We start from the raw sequence: 20,923 nt of genomic DNA on the forward strand, positions 1-20,923 counted from the left end.
ATAATCTGCTTAAAGATTTGAATTTTATTGCCCTTTTTATTGTTGTTTTTAAATGATTGTTTGTTATGAAATATTCTATTTTTATTTTGTTATTTTTTAACATTTTTGGAAGTAATGCTCAGAATATTCAATTACATTATGATTTTGGGGAAGGTCGTCAGTATCTTACATCAACAGTTGAAATGTTTAAATTAGATAAGTGGGGCAACACTTTTTTCTTTATCGATATGGATTATAATGGCTCCAAAATGGATAGTGAAAACGCCACAGGAATTGGGCTAGCTTATTTGGAAATTGCTCGAGAAATTAAAATGTGGAAAGCTCCAATTGCAATACATTTAGAGTATAATGGTGGTTTAAGTGCTAATAAAAATGTAAGGACATTTGGCACAGCAATTTTAATTGGGCCTTCCTATACCTTTTTGTCTAAAGATTTTTCAAGTAGTCTCACAATTATGGCTTTATATAAGAACATAAGAAACACCTTAAATAATCAACCTAATAATTTTCAATTTACTATGGTTTGGACCAAAAATTTTATGAAAAACAAAATCACTTTTAATGGCTTTTTGGATTATTGGAAAGAGAATCATTTGGTCTTTACAAAAAATGGTTCACCCATAGCATCCGATTATGTGTTTTTATGTGAACCACAGTTGTGGTATAATTTAAATAAAAACGTATCTTTAGGAGGGGAAGTAGAATTGTCAAATGATTTTGCTGGAGGAGCTGGTTTTTTTGCAAGACCCACTATTGCGGCTAAATGGAATTTTTAATTACTATGAAACTAAAAAAAAAGTAATTGTATGAAAACACTATCTAAAATGAAAGTAGTTATTGCTATTATTTTAATTTTAACAGCAAGACATTCAAATGCTCAAGATACTAAGCCAATTCCTCAAATTAGTGTGAGTGGAGAAGGAAGAGTAAAAGTTACACCAGATCAAGCAGCTATTGTAATCACTGTTGAAACCAAAGGAGCCAATGCCAAAGAGGTAAAGAAAGAAAATGATATAAAAACAGAAGCTGTTTTAAAATGTATTAAAAAAATGAATATTCCGGCAGATGATTTCAAAACTCGTCGTGTTGCCCTAAATCCACAATACGAATATGAATCTAAAAAGCGTTCGTATAATGCTAGTCAAACTATAGAGATTTTGTTGAAAGATTTGACCAAATATGATAGTTTAATGGAAGGCTTGGTTGATGCCGGAGTTAACCGTATTGATGGTGTTACGTTTCAATCATCAAAATTAACACAATATCAAGCTGAGGCTCGAAAATTAGCCATGAAAGATGCCAAAGCTAAAGCAGATGATTTTGTGTCTGTATTGGGACAAAAAGTAGGTAAGGCGTTACTAATCTCAGATAATTCTCAAAATTACTATCCATCACCAGCTCCAGTGTATGCAATGAAGGCTGCTATGAATGATACTACTGAAGCTGCTCCAAGAGAAACATTGGCTGTTGGAGAAATTACAATTGTGGTAAATGTGAGTGTGAGTTTTATTTTAGAATAGAGAGAAATAGGTATAAAGAAAAAAGTCCCGATTTGCATCGGGACTTTTTTTGTGGGGAGAGCAGGATTCGAACCTGCGAAGTTTTCACAGCAGATTTACAGTCTGCCCTCGTTGGCCGCTTGAGTATCTCCCCAAGACTCATAAGCTGTTGCTTATTGTGCTAACCGGGTGCAAATATAAGAACACTTTTGAGTTCTCCAAATAAAAAATACACTTAATTTCCGAATAATTTTTAATCTATTGGCTATGAATTAAATAAAAAAAATCTCCACTAGGGAGATTTTTTTTATGTTTGAATACTACAACTAGTATTTGCTTAAAAGTTCCTCAACTTTGGCTTTTAAAGCAGCACCGCTTAATCCTTGTGCTACTACATTTCCTGAAGCATCTAGTATAAAAGTAGCTGGAATGGCTTCCACTTTATATTGTTTTGCAATTGGCTCATCCCAAAATTTCAAATTTGAAACTTGTGTCCAGGTTAGTCCATCTTTTGCTATGGCTTCTTTCCAAGCTTTTGCGGATCTATCTAAAGAAACACCTATGATATTTAATCCTTTTGAGTGAAATTCTTTGTAAAGGGCAACCATATTTGGGTTTTCTTTACGACATGGGGCACACCAAGAGGCCCAAAAATCAACTATGGTAACTTTACCTAAACTTTGTTTTAAGCTGATTACTTTTCCTTGAGGGTTAGGCGCAGAAAAGTCGGCTCTTCATTTTGTTGAACCTGGTGCAGCAGGTGCAGTTGCTCCTACTGTAGGCGCTTTCATTTCTGTAAATCGTGCTTTGATCGCTTTTCCTGGTTTAGTATTTTTTAAAGATTCTTCTAAGCTTTCGTATAATTTTTCCGCTTTTTTAACATCAGTAGATGGGTCATTCAACATTCCTTGAATGATCAATGCAGTAATGAATGATTTTGGGTGAGTTTCAGCGTAAGAAATATATTTTGTTTTGGATGCAGTACTTACTTCTTTTTGAATAGTCACGAATTCTTTCATCAAACTGTTAATAACGGCAGTATCTTTTTTAGTTTGAGCCTCATTCATTTTTTGCATATTAGCTTTCTGGAAATCCATTAATTTCTTTTGAACTTTTGTGATTTCTTTGTTGAATGCAGCGTATTCGTCGTTGTTGTACGTTCCGGAAATTTTAGATTGATCAAGTGAGTCTTTGTTGATTTCAATGTCAATTGATCCGTTTTCTAAGATGAATGGTAATTTTCCTTGAATACCCTCAACAGTAATTAAATGGAATGCTGGTTCAGTTGCTTTACCTTCGATTTCAAATTTACCATTCTCAACTTTTACAGTATCAATTGCAATTAAGCCTAGTCTTTCATCTTGACTTTCTAAAATAATGGTTTTTCCATTTTCAATTCCTTTAGCAGTACCAGAAATCGTATAGGAAGTTTTGTTGCATGAAAACAATACAACAGAAGCAGATAATAATAAAATGATTTTTTTCATTTTTGAGTTATGTTATTAGATTTTGTTTGCAAAAGTATTTAAATTTATAAATTACGCATACTATTGCACCCTAAATTTTTGTTATAGTCTTGTTTTTTAAGTAACATTTAAGAACTAAATAAAAAAGCACTCAAAATGAATGCTTTTTTATACTATTTATAAGAGTAATTAGTCTTGATTGATAGTTTTTCTCCAAGTAAAAGCATTAAGAATATGTCTTTTAGCAAAACGCCCTGGTGAATCTGCGTTGACCATTTTTACATAGGTTGCTTTTGGTACACTAATATATTCGTAAACACTTCCGTTAGAAAAATTGATAATCAAACGTCCTTCTACAAATTTGTAGTCAGTAATGGTTGATGTTGCAATAGTTTCTGTATATTCAGGTAAGTTTTGTTTAATTGTCTCTGGGTTGATACTTACTAGGAAATGGTAAGCTTCAATGATTTTTTTACTGTTTTCCTCAGCAGCTTTTAATCCTTCTTCATCGCCTTGAAATTTATCAGGATGCGCGTCTTTCATCGCATTGCGATAAATTGTTTTTAACTCTTTTAGGTCTACGTTTTTGTCTACATTCAGTAGCTTGCGGTATTCAACGATTTTTTTCATAAATAAGGTAACTTATTGTCTTTTAATGTGAAGTAATGAATTAGAATTCAGAATTGACAAATTTTTTGCAAAGGTACACTTTTTTTTATCTTTTTAGTTTCGGACCAAAAAAAAATCAAAAACTAGCTAAAGTTTTTGATTTACAGTGTTTTAAAAAATAGTCTATTGTTCGGACTTCATATTAGCTTTATCAAAATTCCTTGATTTTTTAGGATATTTATCATAGCTTTTATCACTTGGGTTTTCGATTACTGATTTGATCGTGATAATATCACCCAATTTATATTGCAAAGCCATTTTATAATCTAACAAATATGGGCCACAAAAAAAGTTGTTGTCTTCATCTTGTTCCACTATTCCAGTATGTATTCCTTTTTTTAGCATTTTGCTTGGTATTCCTTTTTCCATGATCCTGAAACTTCAAATTTATAAAGGGCAAAGATACACAATAATTATGGCTATTATATTGGTTTTGGTTATTCTGCTTACCTTTGCAGCTATGAAAAACGTTTTTCGACCCGCACCGCAATCTTTTAAAAACACTTTTTGTGTGTTTTATGAAGTCGCTTTGGAGCAAATTGAAGGATTGGTTTTGCAATATCACAGTGCCTCGGGGAGTAAGTATTATTACATTCCTGAAGGGATGTTTCGTTTATCCAATCATTGGGGACGATTTGCCAATAGTAAATGGCGTTTGGAACCATTGGAACCTGCTACAAGCTCTAAATTTAAAGTAGGATTTGCGCGTTGGGATGATTTTTATCCCGATAATGCTGAAGATAAGTTGTATTACATCGCAGCAGATTACATTAAAAGAACCGTAAATTATCAGCACAAACAAAATCCCAATTACGATCAAAAGGCGGTGCTTCGTACCAGTTTTGAGACTACCAAAAAAATCAAGCAAATTCGGAACTTATTCGAATTGACCAATTGGGCGAAGTATTTTGATTATGAAGATATAAATGAATTAAGGAAAAGAATAATCGAGCAAATTATATATACCGAGCGCTCTCTTGAAGAAATAAAACGTAGTATACAATGGGAAGAAACAACGAAAGAAACATAAAGAAACACAACGACAAGTTGCACAAAGCCCAAGATAAGGCCAAGAAAGCCGCTATGGAGCGCAAAGAGAAATTAAAAGAAATCGTAAAAAAGTTTAATGCAGACCAAGCGTCTAAAAATGAATAAGATGAGCCAGAATCCTTTTGACCAATTGAAAATACAAGTGCAAGAAATCATCGATTTGATGGCACAAAAGCAAAACCGTGAAGCCAATAATAAATTGACCGAAGTAAGTGAGGCGTTGGACGAACTTCTAGACCATTCAGAAGATGATGCCGATTTAATCGAAATCAGTAAATATCAAGTGTTGCTGAATCAGTTGTTTCAGAAAATAAATCCTGAAGATGAACAATAATGTTTGTCCTTGCGGCTCCGGACTGGCTTTTATAGAATGTTGTGAAAAATACATTTTAGGCTACGAAACAGCACCAACCTCTTTGGCTTTGATGCGGTCCAGATATAGTGCTTACGTGGTTAAAAATGCTGACTATTTGGTAGCGACTACACACGAAAGTACAAGAAGTCTTTTTTCTAAAGATGAAATTTTACGTTGGGCTAGCGAAAACCAATGGCAAAAATTAGAGATTGTTTCTTATGAGGAAACCATAGTTGAATTTAAAGCTTTTTTTAGAGGTCCAGATGCCAAAGCCTACATTCATCATGAGCGCTCTACTTTTAAAAAAGTGGAAGGACATTGGTATTATATAGATGGTCTTTTTTTTGAGACATAGTAGTTTTTTCGCTAAATTTAGGGGTTACTTTCTAAAACAATTGCCTTATGTTACATTACAGCCGTTTACTTTTTGTGATTGTATTGTTTTTGGGTTGTAAAACTGCCATCAATGCTCCAGCCGATAGTTCTTTGAACACGAAACCAACCAAGGCTTATCAGGAGCAAATAGAAAATATGGAGCAAGGAATTTATTTTCGAGCGATGGGGAACGAACCTGAGTGGAGTTTGAAAATTAGTGCTACACAGATTGAGTTTACTTCTCTATTGCCCGATTTTAAGTCATTTACTGCGCCTCATATTGATCCAATAAGAGCCATGGATGCCAATGTAAAAACCTATCGATTGACTACTTCTGCTGGAACGGCAGCCATCACCATTGAGCAGCAAAAATGCGCCAATACAATGTCTGGTCAAGAATTACCTTATACTGTTCGGGTTGAAATGACGAACAATTCTAATACCTCCAAAACTTTTTCGGGTTGTGGATATTATGTGATTGATGCTAGATTGCACGATATTTGGGTGTTGGAAAAAATGAACGGTGAAAATGTGTCATTAAATAAATTTGCCAAACAATTACCTTATATTGAAATTAATAGTACCAATGGAACGTTTATGGGCTACGCGGGTTGTAATCGAATGAATGGGAAACTCTTTTTTGAAAAAGGGTTGTTGCGTTTCACCAATATCAGCACTACTCGAATAGCTTGTGAACCTCAAAATAGAGAAAGCGAACTGTTGACTTCGCTAGAAAGTAGTACTGCTTATCAAATGGATAATTTGCATTTGATACTCAGCAATTCTTCAGGTATTGAATTGGTTTTCAAAAAGGTAGATTGATTTTTTTTTGCATTTAACTAAAAATTAATAAACGTTAGACCAGCCACCGCAACAAAATACTGTACTTTTAAAATTCTAAAGCATCGTTTTAAAAGGGTATTGGCTTTATTGCTTACCAGAAAGCGATTTGCTGCTCTTTAGCCCCGGCAGTAGCGGTATCCTTTTTCTTTTTTCTTTAAAAAGAAAAAGATATAGCGGATGACGGGACGTTGCTGGCTAAAAAGCCTATTTTTCCTGCTCCTAAATTAGGAAGTAGTGTTAGTTAAAACTATAAATTCATAATCCAATTTTGTTGTTTGCGATGAAAAACCAAAACCGTGCTGGATTTTATTTTAAGACCTACGAAGCGCCATTTCAGTCGCCGTTTGACCGTTTGTTTCCTATTTTTAAAGAATTAATTACGCATACTTCGGGCGATTTTGACGAGGCGATTGCTTGGTTGCGCGAATTGGACAAGGAATATAAATTGACCGATGCCAGTTATACTATCGATGATTTTATTGAAGATTTAAAGAAAAAAGGGTACATCCGTGAGGAATTGAAAGACGACGGCACCACTGGAACGGGCATTACAGCCAAAACCGAACGCGCTATTCGTCAGCAAGCGTTGGATACCATTTTTGGTACTATGAAACGCTCGGGAAATGGCAATCACAAAACGAAACATAGCGGAAATGGCGATGAACATACGGGTGAGTTTCGTGAGTTTCATTTTGGAGACAGTTTGGAACGTATTTCGCTGACCGAAAGTTTGCGCAATGCCCAAATCAATAATGGGGTAGCCGATTTTAAACTTACAGAAAACGATTTGGTGGTCGAGGACACCCAATACAAAGCCCAAATGAGTACGGTTTTGATGATTGACATTAGCCATAGTATGATTTTGTACGGCGAAGACCGTATCACGCCTGCCAAAAAAGTAGCGATGGCTTTGGCTGAACTGATTACAACCAGATACCCAAAAGATACTTTGGATATTTTGGTTTTTGGAAATGATGCTTGGACGATTGCGATTAAGGATTTACCTTATCTAAAAGTGGGTCCTTATCATACTAATACCGTCGCTGGTTTGCAATTGGCCATGGATTTACTCCGAAGAAAACGCAACACCAACAAGCAAATTTTTATGATTACCGACGGGAAGCCAAGTTGCGTGCGGGAGAAAGATGGCTCGTATTATATGAATAGTAATGGCTTAGACCAATACATTGTAGACAAATGCTACACTCAGGCACAACAAGCCAGAAAATTACACATTCCTATCACCACTTTTATGATAGCGAATGATCCGTATTTGCAAAAATTCGTGACTTATTTTACCGAAGCCAATCAAGGAAAAGCCTTTTATACGGGTTTGAAAGGACTCGGTGAAATGATTTTTGAGGATTATGAAGCGAATCGAAAGAAGCGGATTAGGTAGGGAGTGTTCAGAAGGCAGAAGGCAGTGTTCAGAAAGAAGAAAATAGAAGTCAGAAAATAGAAGTCAGAAAATAGAAATTAGTAAAAGAGAAGCAAAACAGTAAACCATAACGATTTTATTGTTTTTTCTACTCCCCTCTTGAAATCGAAGATTCAACGACTACCATAAAAAATATACTCTTTGAGTTAGAGGGGCTGGGGGTGTGTTTTTTAGGAAGCAATTTTAAGAAAGAAGTTAAAATATATAATTTAAGGCATTCAATACTAATTGAGAAGTTTTCTTAATGAACTTAGAAAAGCAATAATTATCTACATATGAAAATAGAAAATAGTACCACTTTAGGCGCATTAAAACAATCGGGTTATCAGCCAAGAACTATTAAAGAAGAATTGCGCGATAATTTGAGGAAGAAATTGCAAGCAGGTATTCCGACTTTTGAAGGGGTACACGGATTTGAACATTCGGTGATTCCAGAGTTGGAGCGCGCTATTTTGTCGAAGCACAATATCAATTTGCTAGGGCTTCGCGGGCAAGCAAAAACGCGTTTGGCTAGAAAAATGGTCGAATTGTTGGACGAATACATTCCAATTGTGGCGGGTTCTGAGATTAATGATGATCCTTTCCGCCCAATCTCTCGTTACGCTAAGGATTTGATTGCCGAGTTAGGCGATGCTACACCCATAGAGTGGTTGCCAAGAAGCGAACGTTTTTATGAAAAATTAGCGACGCCCGATGTAACAGTAGCCGATTTGATTGGGGATGTCGATCCTATTAAGGCAGCGAATCTAAAATTGTCGTATGCGGATGATCGTGTGATTCATTTTGGTATGATTCCCAGAGCGAATCGCTGTATTTTCGTCATCAATGAGTTGCCCGATTTACAAGCTCGCATTCAGGTAGCGTTGTTTAATATTTTGCAAGAAGGCGATATACAAATTCGAGGCTATAAATTACGAATGGCTTTGGATATGCAGTTTGTTTTTACTGCCAATCCAGAAGATTACACCAATCGTGGAAGTATTGTTACGCCTTTGAAAGACCGTATTGGCTCTCAAATTTTAACCCATTACCCAGAAACTATTGCCATTGCTCGTACCATCACCCAGCAAGAAGCCAAACTAGAAAGCAGTCAGACCGATGTAGTGTATGTACCTGCTTTGGCCAAAGATTTGTTGGAACAAATTAGCTTTGAAGCGCGAGATAGCGATTTTATTGATCCAAAAAGTGGTGTGAGTGCTAGAATGAGCATCACGGCCTACGAAAACTTGATTAGTACAGCTGAACGACGTGCTTTAAAAGCAGGAGAGAGCACTACAGCAGTGCGTTTGTCTGATTTTATGGGCGTGATTCCTGCCATAACCGGAAAAGTAGAATTAGTATACGAGGGAGAACAAGAAGGCGCTGCGGTGGTCGCCCAGCATTTGATCAATGATGCGATTCGTACCTTTTTTCCAGGCTATTTTCCTAAGATCGAAAAATTGGAAAAACAAGGAGAAAAAACAGCTTATACCGATATTTTAGAATGGTTTTTTGCCGAAAGTGGTTTCGAATTATTGGATGATGCCACGAATTCAGAGTATCAAACTATTTTGGATAGTGTGACACCATTAGAAGTCATTATCAAAAAATACCAACCGCAATTGCCCAAGGAGGATTATTATTTTATGAAAGAATTCTTGTTGTGGGGCTTGGCTTCCTATAAAAAGTTGAGCAAAGATCGTTTTTCCGAAGGCTATCAGTTCAAGGATCCGTTTGGGAGTTACATCAGTAAATTATAATTTGAAAAGGGTTTAGTTCAATGCTAAACCCTTTTTTTTATTGCAGTTTTTCGTTTTTTCCTCTCAGTTTAATTTTGATGTTTCCTTTTTCATCATCTACAGCTTGTAAATGAAGAGTGATACCTTTCTTTCGGTTTTCTTTTATTACTTTTTTATTGGTGATGCCTTTGTCTTTTTCAGGATCACGCAAGTGAACATCGACTTGTAAATTGGTTTGCCCATTGAAACCATACAAACCAGCAATGTCTAAATTTAAAACCGAACTGCTAATTGGAGTAGGTTGGAGTTGGGCTATTCCATTTTTAAGTTTGATATTCAATTGTAAAGGCTCAATTTTAACTCGATTAAAATCTCTAAATGGAAACGCATATTTGCCTACATTTTTAATGGGATCGAATTGAATTAATTCACCATTATTCAGTTGTAATAGTAAATTACCAGTAGCTTTTTGTGAAATAAAATCACCTTTTCGAGTGAATGCTCCCGTGAGTGAACTTGTAATAGTAAGCTTTCCTTCGATATTTTTATAGGTTATGGTTTTGGAACCAAAATTATTAAAGGCATAGAGCACTTCTTGAATGTCAACATTTTGCAGTTGCATAGAAGTCGAAAAAGAATTGTGGTTTGCTGCATGAACAATACTACCATTGAGATTTAATTTGCCATGACCAAATGCTAAGGAGGCTTGTTGCAAAGTAATACTGTCATTGGCTACTCTGATTTTAGTAATGGCATTTTTGGCTTTAAATTTTTTATAAATCAACTCTTCAGCAATTAAATCAATACTTCCTTTGGATTGATGTAAGGTGCTAAAAAAGTCTTGATCTAGAGTCGATGCCATACTTTTTTTTGAAGTATTGGTGTTGTTACTGGTTGGTTTATTAGGGCTTTCCCCTGAATAAAAATCATCTACGGTTAGTTTTTTGGCTTTGGCTTTCCAATAAATAAAAATCTTTTGAGGATCATCATAATATAAATTCATGAAATTATCCGAATAACCGTTCATGGTCACAGCACTGTTTTTGGTATTGATTATTATAGAATTTACTTTTAATTGTTTGGGTGTAAATTCCAAATCAACAGTAGTATTATGAAATTTTGTATTGCTTGGAACGTAAGTATAATCAGCATGATCAAAATTGACAACTCCTATGAGATAAGGTTTTTTCATCTCTAAATCAATCACATCGGCTTTGAATAGTACTTGAATAGCGGCCTTTCCTTTGCTAAATTTAAAATATTCTTTCAATGGAGTTGCATTCAATTGTACCATATCAAAACGGGTTTCCAAATATCCTGAAGCAATGGGTTTTTCAAAATTCAAAATCATCATTTGTTTGGTTTTGAAGGGTATTCCATTGGTTTTACCTCTAAAATCATGCAATATAACTGCTGAATTTTGATCACCGGTAGCAATATTCTTTTTATACCGATTGGTAAATTCACCCATAAATGAGGCTTCAGTTACTTTATGTTTAAAATAAGAGAGTGCTGTGTTTTTCATATGTGTAATCACATGGATATATGGATCACCTTCAAGATTAAAATCGCCATCAATATCGCATTGAACATCAAAATTTGGAGACAATTTAAAAGTTTTGAGTTTACTACTGATATTGTTAGAAAGTAAGTTGTAAGCTGAATCCCAAGCTATGTCGGGATTGATTATGGTAATTAAATATTTTGTGTTTGTTTTCGTAAGCCCAAATTTAGAATGAATTTGAAAGACATCCTCACCAATGGCCAATGCTTCAGAATCTACCAATAACACATCCTCATTCTTTTGGTGTTGTATTGTTAGTTTACCTTTTATGATTTTGTTTTTGGCAAAACTTCCATAACGGGTATTAAATGCCATGCTTTTTACTTGCGTCTCTAATTGTACATTTCCTTCCCATCCTGAAAATGTTGCAGCGCCAACGAGTTGTAATCTGAAAATGTTGAAGTCAAATTTTTTGAATTTGGATTGATTTTCAGAGATAAAATGGACATTTTTCAGAGAAAGATGATTCAATTCTAAAGTTAACATACCAGAGGAGCTCTCTTTATTGTTTTTTTTTGGGGTTGAAAAAACGGAGCTATTGCTATATCCATCCTTTCCAACATAAAGATCAATTGTTGCATCATTGATACTAATGTTTTCTAGTTTTATTTTCTTTACAAAAATGGCCCAGGGTAGAATTTCGGCATAAATAGAAGGTGCCTTTAGCAATGTTTTTTTATGTTGTGCCCATAAACTGTCTTTGATACTTACATCTTTTATGGCAATGGTAACATTGGGAAAACCACGAAAAAAAAGCACTTCAAGGTCACCAATTTTTACTTCGCCATTGCAGTTTTTATCAGCAATTTCTCTAACTTCTTTTAGTAGTTCATCGTGATGAGCGTTTACATAGAGTCCTATTATGCCATAGATGCTCAGTAATAGTATTGCAATAAGAAGAAAAATTTTACCTATTTTTTTTCCTAAGGACAACCATTTATTAGCCATAAATATGAGGTTTAGTAGTTAGAAGTGGTTCATTGCGAATCAAATATAATCAACTAAAGTAGTTTTTCAAAGCTAATCCTAAAGCAAAGTCATCAGGGCAAACGAACCCTTTATTTTTTTGTCACGAATTTCAAGAAAGTGAAAAAAACTTTGACGGAAGCTTGACTAACTTTGTTTACCGCTACCGCTGATTCGCTGATTTTCAAAGATTAAAAAAGTGTTAGATAGAATGACACTACTAGTCACTACTATTTGTGATGCTAAAATTTGAATGACACCAATCTTATTTTTCTTTGACAGATTTGTGTTAGTTTGTATAATTGCTCCGCCTATTCGCTCGCTCGGGTTGTGGCTAATTTGTATTTTTTTATACTTATGCGTTTGCCCTGGCAAAGTCATGGTCGGTATCTTGTAATCGATGCAAGAATTCGTATTTTTGAGTTTTAAACCAAATCGTATGTTCTTTTTAATTTTAAGTATCGTTTGTAGTGTTACCGTGGGCGTACTTTTCAAGTGTTTCAGAAATCATGAAGCCTTCAATAGTAAGGCTATCATTGCAACCAATTATGCCATTGCTTTGTTGCTGTGTTATTTTTGTTTTCCGCCTGAATTCAGTACACTGGTTGAGCAAGCGCCGTGGCCTTTGTATCTCGCTCTCGGACTCTTGTTGCCAAGTGTTTTTCTATTGCTTTCAAAATCCATTCAGCATATAGGTATTGTCAAAACCGATGCGGCTCAGCGCTTGTCGTTGTTTATTCCGTTACTAGCGTCTTGGTTGCTTTTTGGGGAGCAATTCAGCACACTCAAAGTGTTGGCTTTTGGGGTTGGATTTCCTGCCTTGCTGCTTGTTTTGTCGAAACCCACCCCGAATAGCAATTCCAATTGGGGCTATCCAGCTATGGTGTTGCTGGGTTTTGGAGTCATCGATATTTTGTTCAAACAAATCGCCTTGCAAACCCAACTGCCATTTACCAGCTCGCTTTTGGTCATTTTTGCGTTGGCTTTGGTGATGATGAGTGGGGTAGTGGGCTATGAAATTTTCATCCAACGCCAAAAAATTATGGGTAGCAATGCTCTTTGGGGAATTGCAGTAGGCGTTTTTAATTTTGGAAACATCTATTTTTACCTCAAGGCACACCAAGCTTTTTCCGAAAATCCTTCCACTGTTTTTGCAGGAATGAATATGGGCGTAATCGTATTGGGCAGCCTCATTGGCGTATTGATTTTTAAGGAAAAACTTTCCAAGAAGAACTATTTGGGCATAATCTTGGCATTATTGGCCATTGTCTTGCTCACGTATGCACAATTAAATGCGTAATATTTCTAGGAGCACTACTTCTTTGCGCACCACACGAGTCGTCCCGCTTTCCGCTACAATCTTTTTTTAGACCTGACAGGTTTTAGAAACCTGTCAGGTCTAAAAAAGGATTTTCACTGCTCCCGAAGCTTCGGGAGAGGCTAAGCGAGTACGTTTTGTTTTCATAAAAAAAATAGAAGTATCCTTTTAGCAAGATTTTTACGGATTCAAATCTGACCGGTTTTAGAAATCTGTCAGAGGTAACTTCATCATAGGATATTAATCGTTTTTTACTAAATAGTTGTGTTGAAAAAGATGGTATATGAAAACCAAACGTTCTAGCCCAGCCCCGATGGGAGCGGCATCCTTGCTGTGCGGGGTTCGCACAGCAAGATATAGCGTACAGCGGGATGACTCGTGTGGTGCGCAAAAAACGAACTGCTCCTAAAAAAAAGTAAGCTTACTTTTTGAAAACGAAAGTGAATTAACCAAAAATAGCCGTAAGTACTGCGGCTAGTCTAAGTCCTGCATTAAGTAATTGTTTTTTGATGATTGGAGCTTGGGTGTCTACATAGGTTTCACTTATGACGTTGCTTTTGTAATCGTAAATGGTAGGCAAGTAGCTTCGAGATTCTTTGGCCCATTTTACGGTATTGATTTTGCCCAAGCGTTTGATTTGGTGTTTAGAGTAGGTGTTGAGTGCCATACAATCGTTGAGCGAAATGTTTCTGGCGTTGATGATGCCGCTATCGAAAAAAGAATGCAGGTTGGTGCCTTTTCCGTTGTAGTTTATTTGTTGGGTATTTCCGCCTTTGTCAGTACCAAAACCCACATGCAGCGGTTGGTGCAAATCGCCCACTAAGTGAAAAATGATGCAGATTTTCATTTTTACATCTTCGTCGGAGAGGTTTTTGTAGTTTTTTAATTCCTGTATGGTTTGGGTCAATCGGAAAATGATATTGTCTCCTTCGTGATTGACTACTTTTACACCTTTGTCAAAATTGACATAATGATACGGTTTTAGATAGTCGTAGGAGTGGTCGTCGCGAAGTTCGTCCATCCAATTGGCGGCATCCTGAATAGAGCGTCCATTAAGGTATTTTGTCACTATGGCTTGTATGGAAGGGTCTAAATAGGTAAAGGCAATTTCGGCCACCAAGGCGTGCCCTTTTTTGCCCCAAGCAAAGCTCGATTGCGTGATGAATAAAAAGGCTACTACTAGGAGTGTAATTTGTTTTTTCATGGAATACAATAATTGGATTGACAAAAGTAAGGAATTGAGGCTAGTTTTGGTAAGATTCCAATAATTACAAACGCTAAGATTTAGTTAAGAAATTCGGAGCTTTTGATTCGTAAAGCGTATTCTGTACCCAAATAACGTGGGTCACCGTGTTTTTCAGACCAAAAACCGTCCAAAACATCTTTTGTTATGCATTGATAGACCGCAACGCCTTTGTAGGTGACTTTGTCGGCTCCCTTGTACTTAAAATTGATGACTAAAATATTGTTTTTGAAAAATCCAGAACCGGTTTGCACTTGTTCATCGTTAATTAACCAATGGGCTTTTACGCGGTCATATTCGTCAAGTGTTAGCGTTAAAACACCTTGATAAGTAATAGCATGGTTCGCTTCCTGATTGCTTCCTGAAATGGAGTAAGTTCCGATTAAGTCTTGTGGGGTCATTTATTTGCCGATACAGAAATTAGCAAAGATATTCCCCAACAATTCGTCATTCGTGACTTGCCCTGTGATGAGTCCAAATTGGTATAAAGCTTCCCGAATATCCAAGGCCATTAAGTCACTGGACAGATTGGTTTCTAGCCCGAATTTTACTTTCTGAATTTCTTCTAAGGCTTTCAGTAATGAGTCGTAATGTCTTGTATTGGTGACTATTGTTTCGTTGTTACGGAGCGCACCGGTATTAACGAACGAAAGCAATTGATTCTTCAACTCTTCGATACCTTCTTTGTTTTTGGCGGATAGTAAAAGGATATTTGGAATTTGATGTTGAATGTTTTGAATTTCAGTTTCGGATAGTAAATCCTTTTTATTCATGATTACTACCAAAGGTTTTAACGGATACTGATTTTTTATTTTTTCAAGTTCCAATTTTACGTTATCCAAAGTTCCTCCTTTGGGGGTTAGGGGGCTTATATAGATAACAACCTGTGCTTGTTCTATTTTTTCAAAAGTCTTTTGGATACCAATGCTTTCTACATAATCTTTGGTCTCGCGAATTCCAGCTGTGTCGATAAATCGGAAGCCAATGCCGCCAATAACCAATTCGTCTTCGATAGTATCACGAGTGGTACCCGCAATCTCCGAAACGATAGCACGTTCTTCGTTGAGTAAAGCATTCAATAAAGTCGATTTTCCAACATTCGGTTCGCCTACAATGGCTACTGGTATTCCGTTTTTGATTACATTTCCAACTGCAAAAGAATCAATCAAACGTTTCAAAACAAATTCGATTCGGTTAACCAATTCGTGAAATTGAGTTCTGTCTGCAAATTCTACATCTTCTTCTGCAAAATCCAATTCGAGTTCGATTAGAGAAGCAAAATTCAACAGTTCTTCACGTAGTTTGGCAATTTCGTTAGAGAAACCGCCACGCATTTGCTGCATGGCAATTTGGTGACTCGCTTCATTGTCTGACGAAATCAAATCGGCAACGGCTTCGGCTTGTGACAAATCCAATTTTCCATTCAAAAAGGCTCTAAGGGTAAATTCACCGGCATCAGCCATTCTGCAACCTTTACGCAAAAGCAGTTGAATAATTTGTTGCTGAATATACGTAGAACCGTGACACGAAATTTCAATCGTATTTTCTCCCGTATAAGAATTAGGTCCTTTAAAAATCGAAACCAATACTTGGTCCAAGGTCTTCTCTCCATCTACAATATGTCCCAAATGCAACGTATGTGTTTTTTGGGTAGTCAAGTCTTTGTTCTTGATTGAACGAAAAACTGCATTGCCAATTTGAATGGCATCGTGACCAGAAATACGAATGATGGCAATGGCTCCAGCACCTGAAGGCGTAGCTAATGCAACAATTGAATCGTTTGGAATCATGAAGTGTTTATTTGTATGCAAAAGTAAGTAAAAGTATTGGCTTTGCAATTTCATTTTCGTGACAGCAAGCTTGTTACTAATAAGTATATCTTATAGTTAAAAATATGGTAAACTGATAAATATCAGTCTATTTCGACTAAACATTTCTTAAATTTAGGCAACAATTAAAAAGGTAATTTTTAAAACTATAGCGCTAAACAATCGCTTTTCTCAATTTAGTACCAAATAAATGAAGGCGATTCTATAAATGACTAATAACAAGTAAATTTAACATTTATGAAAAAGATATTATTCCCAACAGATTTCTCAGAAGTGGCTACAAATGCTTTTATTCATGCGCTGCATTTGGCCGATGTTGTTGAAGGAGAATTGGTGTTGTTGCACACTTTTCAGCTCCCAATAGTAGACAGTCAGTTTACGCCTGACAACTATTACACCATTTACGAATCACTTCAATTGGCTGAATTTGATGCTTTTAAAGATGAAATTCCCAAACTGAGAACTATAGCCGAGAAAGAAGGTCTGACCAATGTCAAGATCACCCATCGTTTGATGGACGGAGATTTGGTGACTACGATTCAAAAAGCAATTAAAGAAGAAAACATCAACTTTGTGGTCATGGGAACCGCTGGGGCAACAGGTTGGGAAACCTTCTTTGTAGGCACTAATACTGGCTCTGTTTTGTCTGCTGTTTCTGTACCCGTGTTAAGTGTGCCAATTTCGGCAGCCTATCATAAAATAAAAAACATTGGTTTCACCACCAAGTTTAGAGAAAAAGATAAAAAAGCTTTGGAATTAGTTTGTAGCATTGCCAAAAAAACAAATGCACAAGTAAAATGTTTGTATGTAAAAGCCAATCAAACCGATGTAAAACCAGAAACCATCAAAGAATGGGAAGCTCATTTTGCTAACGAACCTGTGCAATTTACCATTCTTCCACTAGAGGATGTTCAAGGCACCATTCTAGATTTTGTTTCCCAAAAAAGCATAGATGTGCTGGCCATGGTGACTTACAAACGCAACTTTTTTGTAGAATTATTTAATCCAAGTCTTACCCGAAAATTTTCAGATTATTCCGAGATTCCAATTTTGGCACTTCAAAGTGACGCCACTTTAGCCTAAAAAACTAAGCATTGTTAGGTGCAATTATTTTAATTTGGGCGTGCCCCTCCCGATACTTCGACAAGCTTATTTGGTCGGGTCGGGCATTACGCTCCCGCTTCCCGATGAAAAATCGGGAGAGCTCCACTTCAATCCCTCACGCAAAACACTACACGTTTGATTCTTGTAATTAATGTTTTTTTTTCTCGCCAAGCAGCTTAGTCGTAATCTGTGAAAATCTGTGTAATCTGTGTCTATTTTTTTTGAAGATTTAATTCGTGTTCCTTCGTGTACTTCGTGTTTTTTTCTGGCCAAACCGCTTAGTTGTAATCTGTGAAAATCTGTGTAATCTGTGTCTGTTTTTTTTCTTCTTACATAAGTTTTGAAAACACTTATATTTGCTTTTCTTACTAAAGCATCCAATGGAAATTTATAATCAAAAAAAAGCAATTTACAAAGCTCAAGAAAAACTACTACAACAAAAGTTCAATCGAATCAGTCTTGGGCGCTTAGGGGCTGTTTTGCTATTGATTTTTGCTATTTATGAGTATCAAAAAAACGATAGTAGTAGTTTCGTTATTTTAGGTGTTTTAGCTGCTGCTGTTTTTTTTATTTTAATGCGTTGGCATACTCGAGTGGCGTATCAAAAGAAAATTGCTCAAGCATTAGTCACCATAAATACTGATGAAATTGATTTTATAGAACGTAAAAGAATCCCTTTCGACGACGGTATGGAGTTCAATGATTTTCATCATCCGTATGCCTATGATTTAGATATTTTCGGCCAACAGTCGTTATTTCAAAGTCTGAATCGCACCGGAACTTTCATGGGAAAAAAAATTCTAGCTTCCTCTTTGTTACAATCAAATTCAGCTACCGCAATTGAAAAAAATCAAGAAGCGACACAAGAATTACGTGAAAAATTAGATTGGCGGCAACATTTTTTGGCTACAGCCAAAGTGGGTAAGGATAGTGAAGTTATGTATCAACAGTTATTACGATGGAGTGTTTTCAATAGTGAATCAGTGCCTAAATTAGCCATTATTTTTGCGTATGTTTCGCCAGTAATTTTAATGATTTTAGGTAGTAGTTATGGACTGACCTCCAATTTAGTTTTAGCTAAGTTTTTTGGACTATTATTTATTGTTAATTTAGGGGTCGCAGGTCTCTTTCTAAAAAGGATTTTGTCTGAGACAGCTCATTCCTCTGAAATCAATTCAATAGTCTATAATTACAGCTTACTGATTGAAAAAATTGAAAATGAAAAATTCAGTAGTCAGAAAGCAAATGATTTGCAACAACAACTGCTTGATGACAATTACCCTGTAAGTGCGCAATTGAAGCAATTATCTGAGTTGTTTTCAAAAATGGATACTACTAGTAATTTTTTGGTTTCTATACTATTCAACGGTTTTTTTCTCTATAACCTTCACCTTTTGAAAGCCATTGTGGGTTGGAAAAAAAATCATGCAATCCTTTTGGAACAAAGCTTAATCGTAATTGGTGAATTTGAAATGCTCAATAGTTTGGCTAATTTTTCCTTCAATAACCCTGATTTCGCTTTTCCAAAAATAAATACCGAGTATAAAATTACTTTTGAAAAATTGAGTCATCCCTTACTGAATCCAAAAACTAGAGTAGGGAATACCGTTGACTTTCAATCTCAATCTTTTATAATTTTGACAGGCTCTAACATGTCGGGCAAAAGCACTTTTTTGAGAAGTTTGGGAGTCAATATGGTCTTGTCTGGATTGGGAGCACCTGTTTGTGCCACTCAAGCGAATGTACATCCTTTGCCTGTGCTAGTTTCGATGCGATTATCGGATTCGTTATCGGATAGTGAATCCTACTTTTTTGCAGAAATCAAACGACTCAAACAAATTATGGATGGATTGAATGAAAGTCCTGCCTTTGTTTTACTGGATGAAATTTTGCGCGGAACCAATTCTGATGACAAGCGCAGCGGAACGATTGAGGTGGTCAAAAAAGTGATTGCCCAAAAAGCAATTGGAGCCATTGCCACCCACGATATTGAAGTGTGTTTGACTACCAATGAATTTCCTCATATTTTAACCAATAAATGTTTTGAAGTCGAAATAAAAAATGACGAACTGCATTTTGATTACCAATTGCGAGAAGGCATTTGTCAAAACAAAAGCGCAACCTTCTTGATGAAAAAAATGGGTATCATCTAGTCTTTAGTTCCCTAGGAACGATTCCTATTGTAGCAACGGATTGTATTCCGTTGCCATAGGAATGATGTTTCTAGAAAATCCCGATTTTTTCTGCTCCAAAAAAAAATCCGTAAAACTGGTTAGGAATTACGGATTCAAGAAAAAGTATTGATTTTGGTTAGTTTAATAAGAAATTGTTAGTTGTTTAGCATCACTGGCATAACTAACATCGTAACAGATTCGCCTTCTTCTAAGCCGTCTATAGGTGTTAAAATCCCAGCGCGGTTAGGTAAAGACATTTCAAGCATAATCATATCCGATTGAAGATTGGTCAACATTTCGGTTAAAAATCGGGAGTTGTAGCCAATTTGCATATCGTCTCCTTGGTAATCACAAGTCAAACGCTCTTCGGCTTTATTGGAGTAATCAATATCTTCTGCGGATACGTTCAATTCGGCACCTGCTATTTTTAGACGAATTTGATGTGTTGTTTTGTTAGAAAAAATAGCCACACGACGAACAGAACTTAAGAACAAGGTACGGTCGATGATAAGTTTGTTCGGGTTTTCTTTTGGAATAACCGCTTCGTAATTTGGGTATTTTCCATCTATTAAACGACACATTAAGATGTAATTGTCAAAAGAGAAAGTGGCATTGCTATCATTGTATTCAATTTTAACTTCAGCATCTGAAGTGGAAAGAATACTTTTTAAGATATTTAATGGTTTTTTGGGCATTATAAAGTCTGCTACTTCAGAAGCGGTAACGTCTGTACGAGCATATTTTACTAATTTATGAGCATCAGTTGCTACAAAAATTAAGCCTTGTGGTGAAAACTGAAAAAATACTCCCGACATTACAGGGCGTAAGTCATCATTTCCTGCAGCAAAAATTGTTTTGCTGATGGCAGTAGCTAGAACATCTGCAGGAACTAGGGTTACAGAAGGTTCGTCAAGACTAACTGCTTTTGGGAATTCTTCGCCAGGAGCATAAGCCAAGGCATATTTTCCAGAATTAGAACTAATTTCAATAGTGCTATTTTCTTCTACAGTAAACGTTAAAGGTTGTTCTGGGAAAGTTTTTAATATTTCTAAAAGTAATTTAGCTGGTACTGCAACACTTCCTTTGCTGGTAGAATCAATTGCTAATGAAGCAGACATGGTAGTTTCTAGATCAGAAGCCGAAACCGTCAATTGGTTATGGTCTAATTCAAATAGAAAGTTGTCTAAAATAGGTAAAGTATTGCTACTGTTAATCACACTACCTAATACTTGCAATTGTTTTAATAAGTACGAACTCGATACTATAAATTTCATCTGTATTGTTTTATTTTTTTGGATTCTATAATAACTAG

The 20,923-nt window shown here is 36.0% G+C and carries 20 protein-coding genes, 1 tRNA gene and 1 pseudogene; 12 read left to right on the forward strand and 10 right to left on the reverse strand.

Annotated elements, in window-relative coordinates:
* Positions 1 to 65 precede the first annotated feature (65 nt).
* Both ACSVH5_RS04460 and ACSVH5_RS04465 read left to right on the forward strand, forming a co-directional pair.
* Positions 66 to 776 (forward strand): DUF5020 family protein, encoded by a 711-nt coding sequence (locus tag ACSVH5_RS04460; RefSeq protein ID WP_438060260.1) that lies wholly within the window; start codon positions 66 to 68, stop codon positions 774 to 776.
* Positions 777 to 806: 30 nt separating this feature from the next.
* Entirely contained in the window at positions 807 to 1,520 is a 714-nt protein-coding gene (locus ACSVH5_RS04465; RefSeq protein WP_438060261.1) for an SIMPL domain-containing protein, read from the forward strand.
* Positions 1,521 to 1,572: 52 nt separating this feature from the next.
* Here ACSVH5_RS04465 and ACSVH5_RS04470 read toward each other — a convergent pair.
* The 5 genes and pseudogenes from ACSVH5_RS04470 to ACSVH5_RS04490 all read right to left on the reverse strand — a co-directional run bounded on the left by ACSVH5_RS04470 (position 1,573) and on the right by ACSVH5_RS04490 (position 4,003).
* Positions 1,573 to 1,653 (reverse strand) — tRNA-Tyr (locus tag ACSVH5_RS04470).
* A gap of 172 nt (positions 1,654 to 1,825) precedes the next feature.
* Positions 1,826 to 2,215, reverse strand: a pseudogene (locus ACSVH5_RS04475) (TlpA family protein disulfide reductase); the annotation flags it as partial.
* 18 nt (positions 2,216 to 2,233) lie between these two features.
* Entirely contained in the window at positions 2,234 to 2,986 is a 753-nt protein-coding gene (locus tag ACSVH5_RS04480; protein ID WP_438060262.1) for a DUF4369 domain-containing protein, read from the reverse strand.
* A gap of 168 nt (positions 2,987 to 3,154) precedes the next feature.
* Positions 3,155 to 3,595, reverse strand: coding sequence for a KTSC domain-containing protein (locus tag ACSVH5_RS04485; protein ID WP_064714805.1), 441 nt, complete (start codon positions 3,593 to 3,595; stop codon positions 3,155 to 3,157).
* Between the two features lie 162 nt (positions 3,596 to 3,757).
* Positions 3,758 to 4,003 carry a hypothetical protein gene (locus tag ACSVH5_RS04490; protein ID WP_438060263.1) on the reverse strand — a complete coding sequence of 82 codons (246 nt, stop codon included), beginning with the start codon at positions 4,001 to 4,003 and terminating at the stop codon, positions 3,758 to 3,760.
* A 91-nt stretch (positions 4,004 to 4,094) separates the two neighbouring features.
* Between ACSVH5_RS04490 and ACSVH5_RS04495 the strand changes: the two genes are divergently transcribed.
* From ACSVH5_RS04495 to ACSVH5_RS04525, 7 genes are all read left to right on the forward strand, one after another.
* Positions 4,095 to 4,664, forward strand: a complete 570-nt coding sequence (locus tag ACSVH5_RS04495; protein ID WP_438060264.1) for a hypothetical protein — start codon at positions 4,095 to 4,097, stop codon at positions 4,662 to 4,664.
* Positions 4,637 to 4,789: a hypothetical protein gene (locus ACSVH5_RS04500; protein WP_342693289.1), complete on the forward strand. Its 153-nt coding sequence runs from the start codon at positions 4,637 to 4,639 to the stop codon at positions 4,787 to 4,789. The genes ACSVH5_RS04495 and ACSVH5_RS04500 overlap by 28 nt, the downstream gene beginning before the upstream one ends.
* A 1-nt stretch (position 4,790) precedes the next feature.
* Entirely contained in the window at positions 4,791 to 5,018 is a 228-nt protein-coding gene (locus ACSVH5_RS04505) for a hypothetical protein (RefSeq protein ID WP_438060265.1), read from the forward strand.
* Positions 5,008 to 5,394, forward strand: coding sequence for a YchJ family protein (locus ACSVH5_RS04510; RefSeq protein WP_438060266.1), 387 nt, complete (start codon positions 5,008 to 5,010; stop codon positions 5,392 to 5,394). Before ACSVH5_RS04505 ends, ACSVH5_RS04510 begins: the two co-directional genes overlap by 11 nt.
* A 47-nt stretch (positions 5,395 to 5,441) precedes the next feature.
* A complete protein-coding gene (locus ACSVH5_RS04515; RefSeq protein ID WP_438060267.1) occupies positions 5,442 to 6,236 on the forward strand; it encodes an META domain-containing protein in 795 nt (264 codons plus the stop codon).
* Between the two features lie 301 nt (positions 6,237 to 6,537).
* A complete protein-coding gene (locus ACSVH5_RS04520) occupies positions 6,538 to 7,656 on the forward strand; it encodes a vWA domain-containing protein (protein WP_438060268.1) in 1,119 nt (372 codons plus the stop codon).
* Positions 7,657 to 7,970: 314 nt separating this feature from the next.
* Positions 7,971 to 9,434, forward strand: a complete 1,464-nt coding sequence (locus ACSVH5_RS04525) for a magnesium chelatase (protein WP_438060269.1) — start codon at positions 7,971 to 7,973, stop codon at positions 9,432 to 9,434.
* Between the two features lie 37 nt (positions 9,435 to 9,471).
* Here ACSVH5_RS04525 and ACSVH5_RS04530 read toward each other — a convergent pair whose 3' ends face one another.
* Entirely contained in the window at positions 9,472 to 11,925 is a 2,454-nt protein-coding gene (locus ACSVH5_RS04530) for a hypothetical protein (RefSeq protein ID WP_438060270.1), read from the reverse strand.
* A 457-nt stretch (positions 11,926 to 12,382) separates the two neighbouring features.
* On the opposite strand from ACSVH5_RS04530, the gene ACSVH5_RS04535 reads away from it, so the two are divergent.
* Positions 12,383 to 13,243 (forward strand): EamA family transporter, encoded by an 861-nt coding sequence (locus ACSVH5_RS04535; RefSeq protein ID WP_438060271.1) that lies wholly within the window; start codon positions 12,383 to 12,385, stop codon positions 13,241 to 13,243.
* Positions 13,244 to 13,706: 463 nt separating this feature from the next.
* Here the strand turns inward: ACSVH5_RS04535 and ACSVH5_RS04540 are convergent, their stop codons facing one another.
* The 3 genes from ACSVH5_RS04540 to mnmE form a co-directional block, all read right to left on the reverse strand.
* Complete coding sequence (locus ACSVH5_RS04540) at positions 13,707 to 14,465, reverse strand: S1/P1 nuclease (protein ID WP_438060272.1); 759 nt, start codon at positions 14,463 to 14,465, stop codon at positions 13,707 to 13,709.
* Positions 14,466 to 14,545: 80 nt separating this feature from the next.
* Positions 14,546 to 14,905, reverse strand: coding sequence for a hypothetical protein (locus ACSVH5_RS04545; RefSeq protein WP_438060273.1), 360 nt, complete (start codon positions 14,903 to 14,905; stop codon positions 14,546 to 14,548).
* The gene (gene mnmE, locus ACSVH5_RS04550) at positions 14,906 to 16,294 is read right to left on the reverse strand and encodes a tRNA uridine-5-carboxymethylaminomethyl(34) synthesis GTPase MnmE (RefSeq protein WP_438060274.1); all 1,389 of its coding nucleotides are present in this window, start codon (positions 16,292 to 16,294) and stop codon (positions 14,906 to 14,908) included.
* A 276-nt stretch (positions 16,295 to 16,570) separates the two neighbouring features.
* Between mnmE and ACSVH5_RS04555 the strand changes: the two genes are divergently transcribed.
* Positions 16,571 to 17,416 carry a universal stress protein gene (locus ACSVH5_RS04555; RefSeq protein WP_438060275.1) on the forward strand — a complete coding sequence of 282 codons (846 nt, stop codon included), beginning with the start codon at positions 16,571 to 16,573 and terminating at the stop codon, positions 17,414 to 17,416.
* A 401-nt stretch (positions 17,417 to 17,817) separates the two neighbouring features.
* A complete protein-coding gene (locus ACSVH5_RS04560) occupies positions 17,818 to 19,590 on the forward strand; it encodes a MutS-related protein (RefSeq protein ID WP_438060276.1) in 1,773 nt (590 codons plus the stop codon).
* A 176-nt stretch (positions 19,591 to 19,766) separates the two neighbouring features.
* Here the strand turns inward: ACSVH5_RS04560 and dnaN are convergent, their stop codons facing one another.
* Positions 19,767 to 20,885, reverse strand: coding sequence for a DNA polymerase III subunit beta (dnaN, locus tag ACSVH5_RS04565; protein ID WP_438060277.1), 1,119 nt, complete (start codon positions 20,883 to 20,885; stop codon positions 19,767 to 19,769).
* Positions 20,886 to 20,923 lie beyond the last annotated feature (38 nt).

Origin of the sequence: Flavobacterium sp. RSSA_27 (genome assembly GCF_051547125.1) — a bacterium.
GTDB lineage: Bacteria > Bacteroidota > Bacteroidia > Flavobacteriales > Flavobacteriaceae > Flavobacterium.

Excerpts from the sequence above, each read along its gene's own strand:
- ACSVH5_RS04500 (WP_342693289.1), top strand. The coding sequence starts at position 4,637 with ATGGGAAGAAACAACGAAAGAAACATAAAGAAACACAACGACAAGTTG.
- mnmE (WP_438060274.1), bottom strand. The coding sequence starts at position 16,294 with ATGATTCCAAACGATTCAATTGTTGCATTAGCTACGCCTTCAGGTGCT.
- dnaN (WP_438060277.1), bottom strand. The coding sequence starts at position 20,885 with ATGAAATTTATAGTATCGAGTTCGTACTTATTAAAACAATTGCAAGTA.
- ACSVH5_RS04545 (WP_438060273.1), bottom strand. The coding sequence starts at position 14,905 with ATGACCCCACAAGACTTAATCGGAACTTACTCCATTTCAGGAAGCAAT.
- ACSVH5_RS04505 (WP_438060265.1), top strand. The coding sequence starts at position 4,791 with ATGAGCCAGAATCCTTTTGACCAATTGAAAATACAAGTGCAAGAAATC.
- ACSVH5_RS04510 (WP_438060266.1), top strand. The coding sequence starts at position 5,008 with ATGAACAATAATGTTTGTCCTTGCGGCTCCGGACTGGCTTTTATAGAA.
- ACSVH5_RS04490 (WP_438060263.1), bottom strand. The coding sequence starts at position 4,003 with ATGGAAAAAGGAATACCAAGCAAAATGCTAAAAAAAGGAATACATACT.
- ACSVH5_RS04560 (WP_438060276.1), top strand. The coding sequence starts at position 17,818 with ATGGAAATTTATAATCAAAAAAAAGCAATTTACAAAGCTCAAGAAAAA.
- ACSVH5_RS04460 (WP_438060260.1), top strand. The coding sequence starts at position 66 with ATGAAATATTCTATTTTTATTTTGTTATTTTTTAACATTTTTGGAAGT.
- ACSVH5_RS04530 (WP_438060270.1), bottom strand. The coding sequence starts at position 11,925 with ATGGCTAATAAATGGTTGTCCTTAGGAAAAAAAATAGGTAAAATTTTT.
- ACSVH5_RS04480 (WP_438060262.1), bottom strand. The coding sequence starts at position 2,986 with ATGAAAAAAATCATTTTATTATTATCTGCTTCTGTTGTATTGTTTTCA.
- ACSVH5_RS04515 (WP_438060267.1), top strand. The coding sequence starts at position 5,442 with ATGTTACATTACAGCCGTTTACTTTTTGTGATTGTATTGTTTTTGGGT.
- ACSVH5_RS04485 (WP_064714805.1), bottom strand. The coding sequence starts at position 3,595 with ATGAAAAAAATCGTTGAATACCGCAAGCTACTGAATGTAGACAAAAAC.
- ACSVH5_RS04540 (WP_438060272.1), bottom strand. The coding sequence starts at position 14,465 with ATGAAAAAACAAATTACACTCCTAGTAGTAGCCTTTTTATTCATCACG.
- ACSVH5_RS04535 (WP_438060271.1), top strand. The coding sequence starts at position 12,383 with ATGTTCTTTTTAATTTTAAGTATCGTTTGTAGTGTTACCGTGGGCGTA.
- ACSVH5_RS04555 (WP_438060275.1), top strand. The coding sequence starts at position 16,571 with ATGAAAAAGATATTATTCCCAACAGATTTCTCAGAAGTGGCTACAAAT.
- ACSVH5_RS04520 (WP_438060268.1), top strand. The coding sequence starts at position 6,538 with ATGAAAAACCAAAACCGTGCTGGATTTTATTTTAAGACCTACGAAGCG.
- ACSVH5_RS04495 (WP_438060264.1), top strand. The coding sequence starts at position 4,095 with ATGAAAAACGTTTTTCGACCCGCACCGCAATCTTTTAAAAACACTTTT.
- ACSVH5_RS04525 (WP_438060269.1), top strand. The coding sequence starts at position 7,971 with ATGAAAATAGAAAATAGTACCACTTTAGGCGCATTAAAACAATCGGGT.
- ACSVH5_RS04465 (WP_438060261.1), top strand. The coding sequence starts at position 807 with ATGAAAACACTATCTAAAATGAAAGTAGTTATTGCTATTATTTTAATT.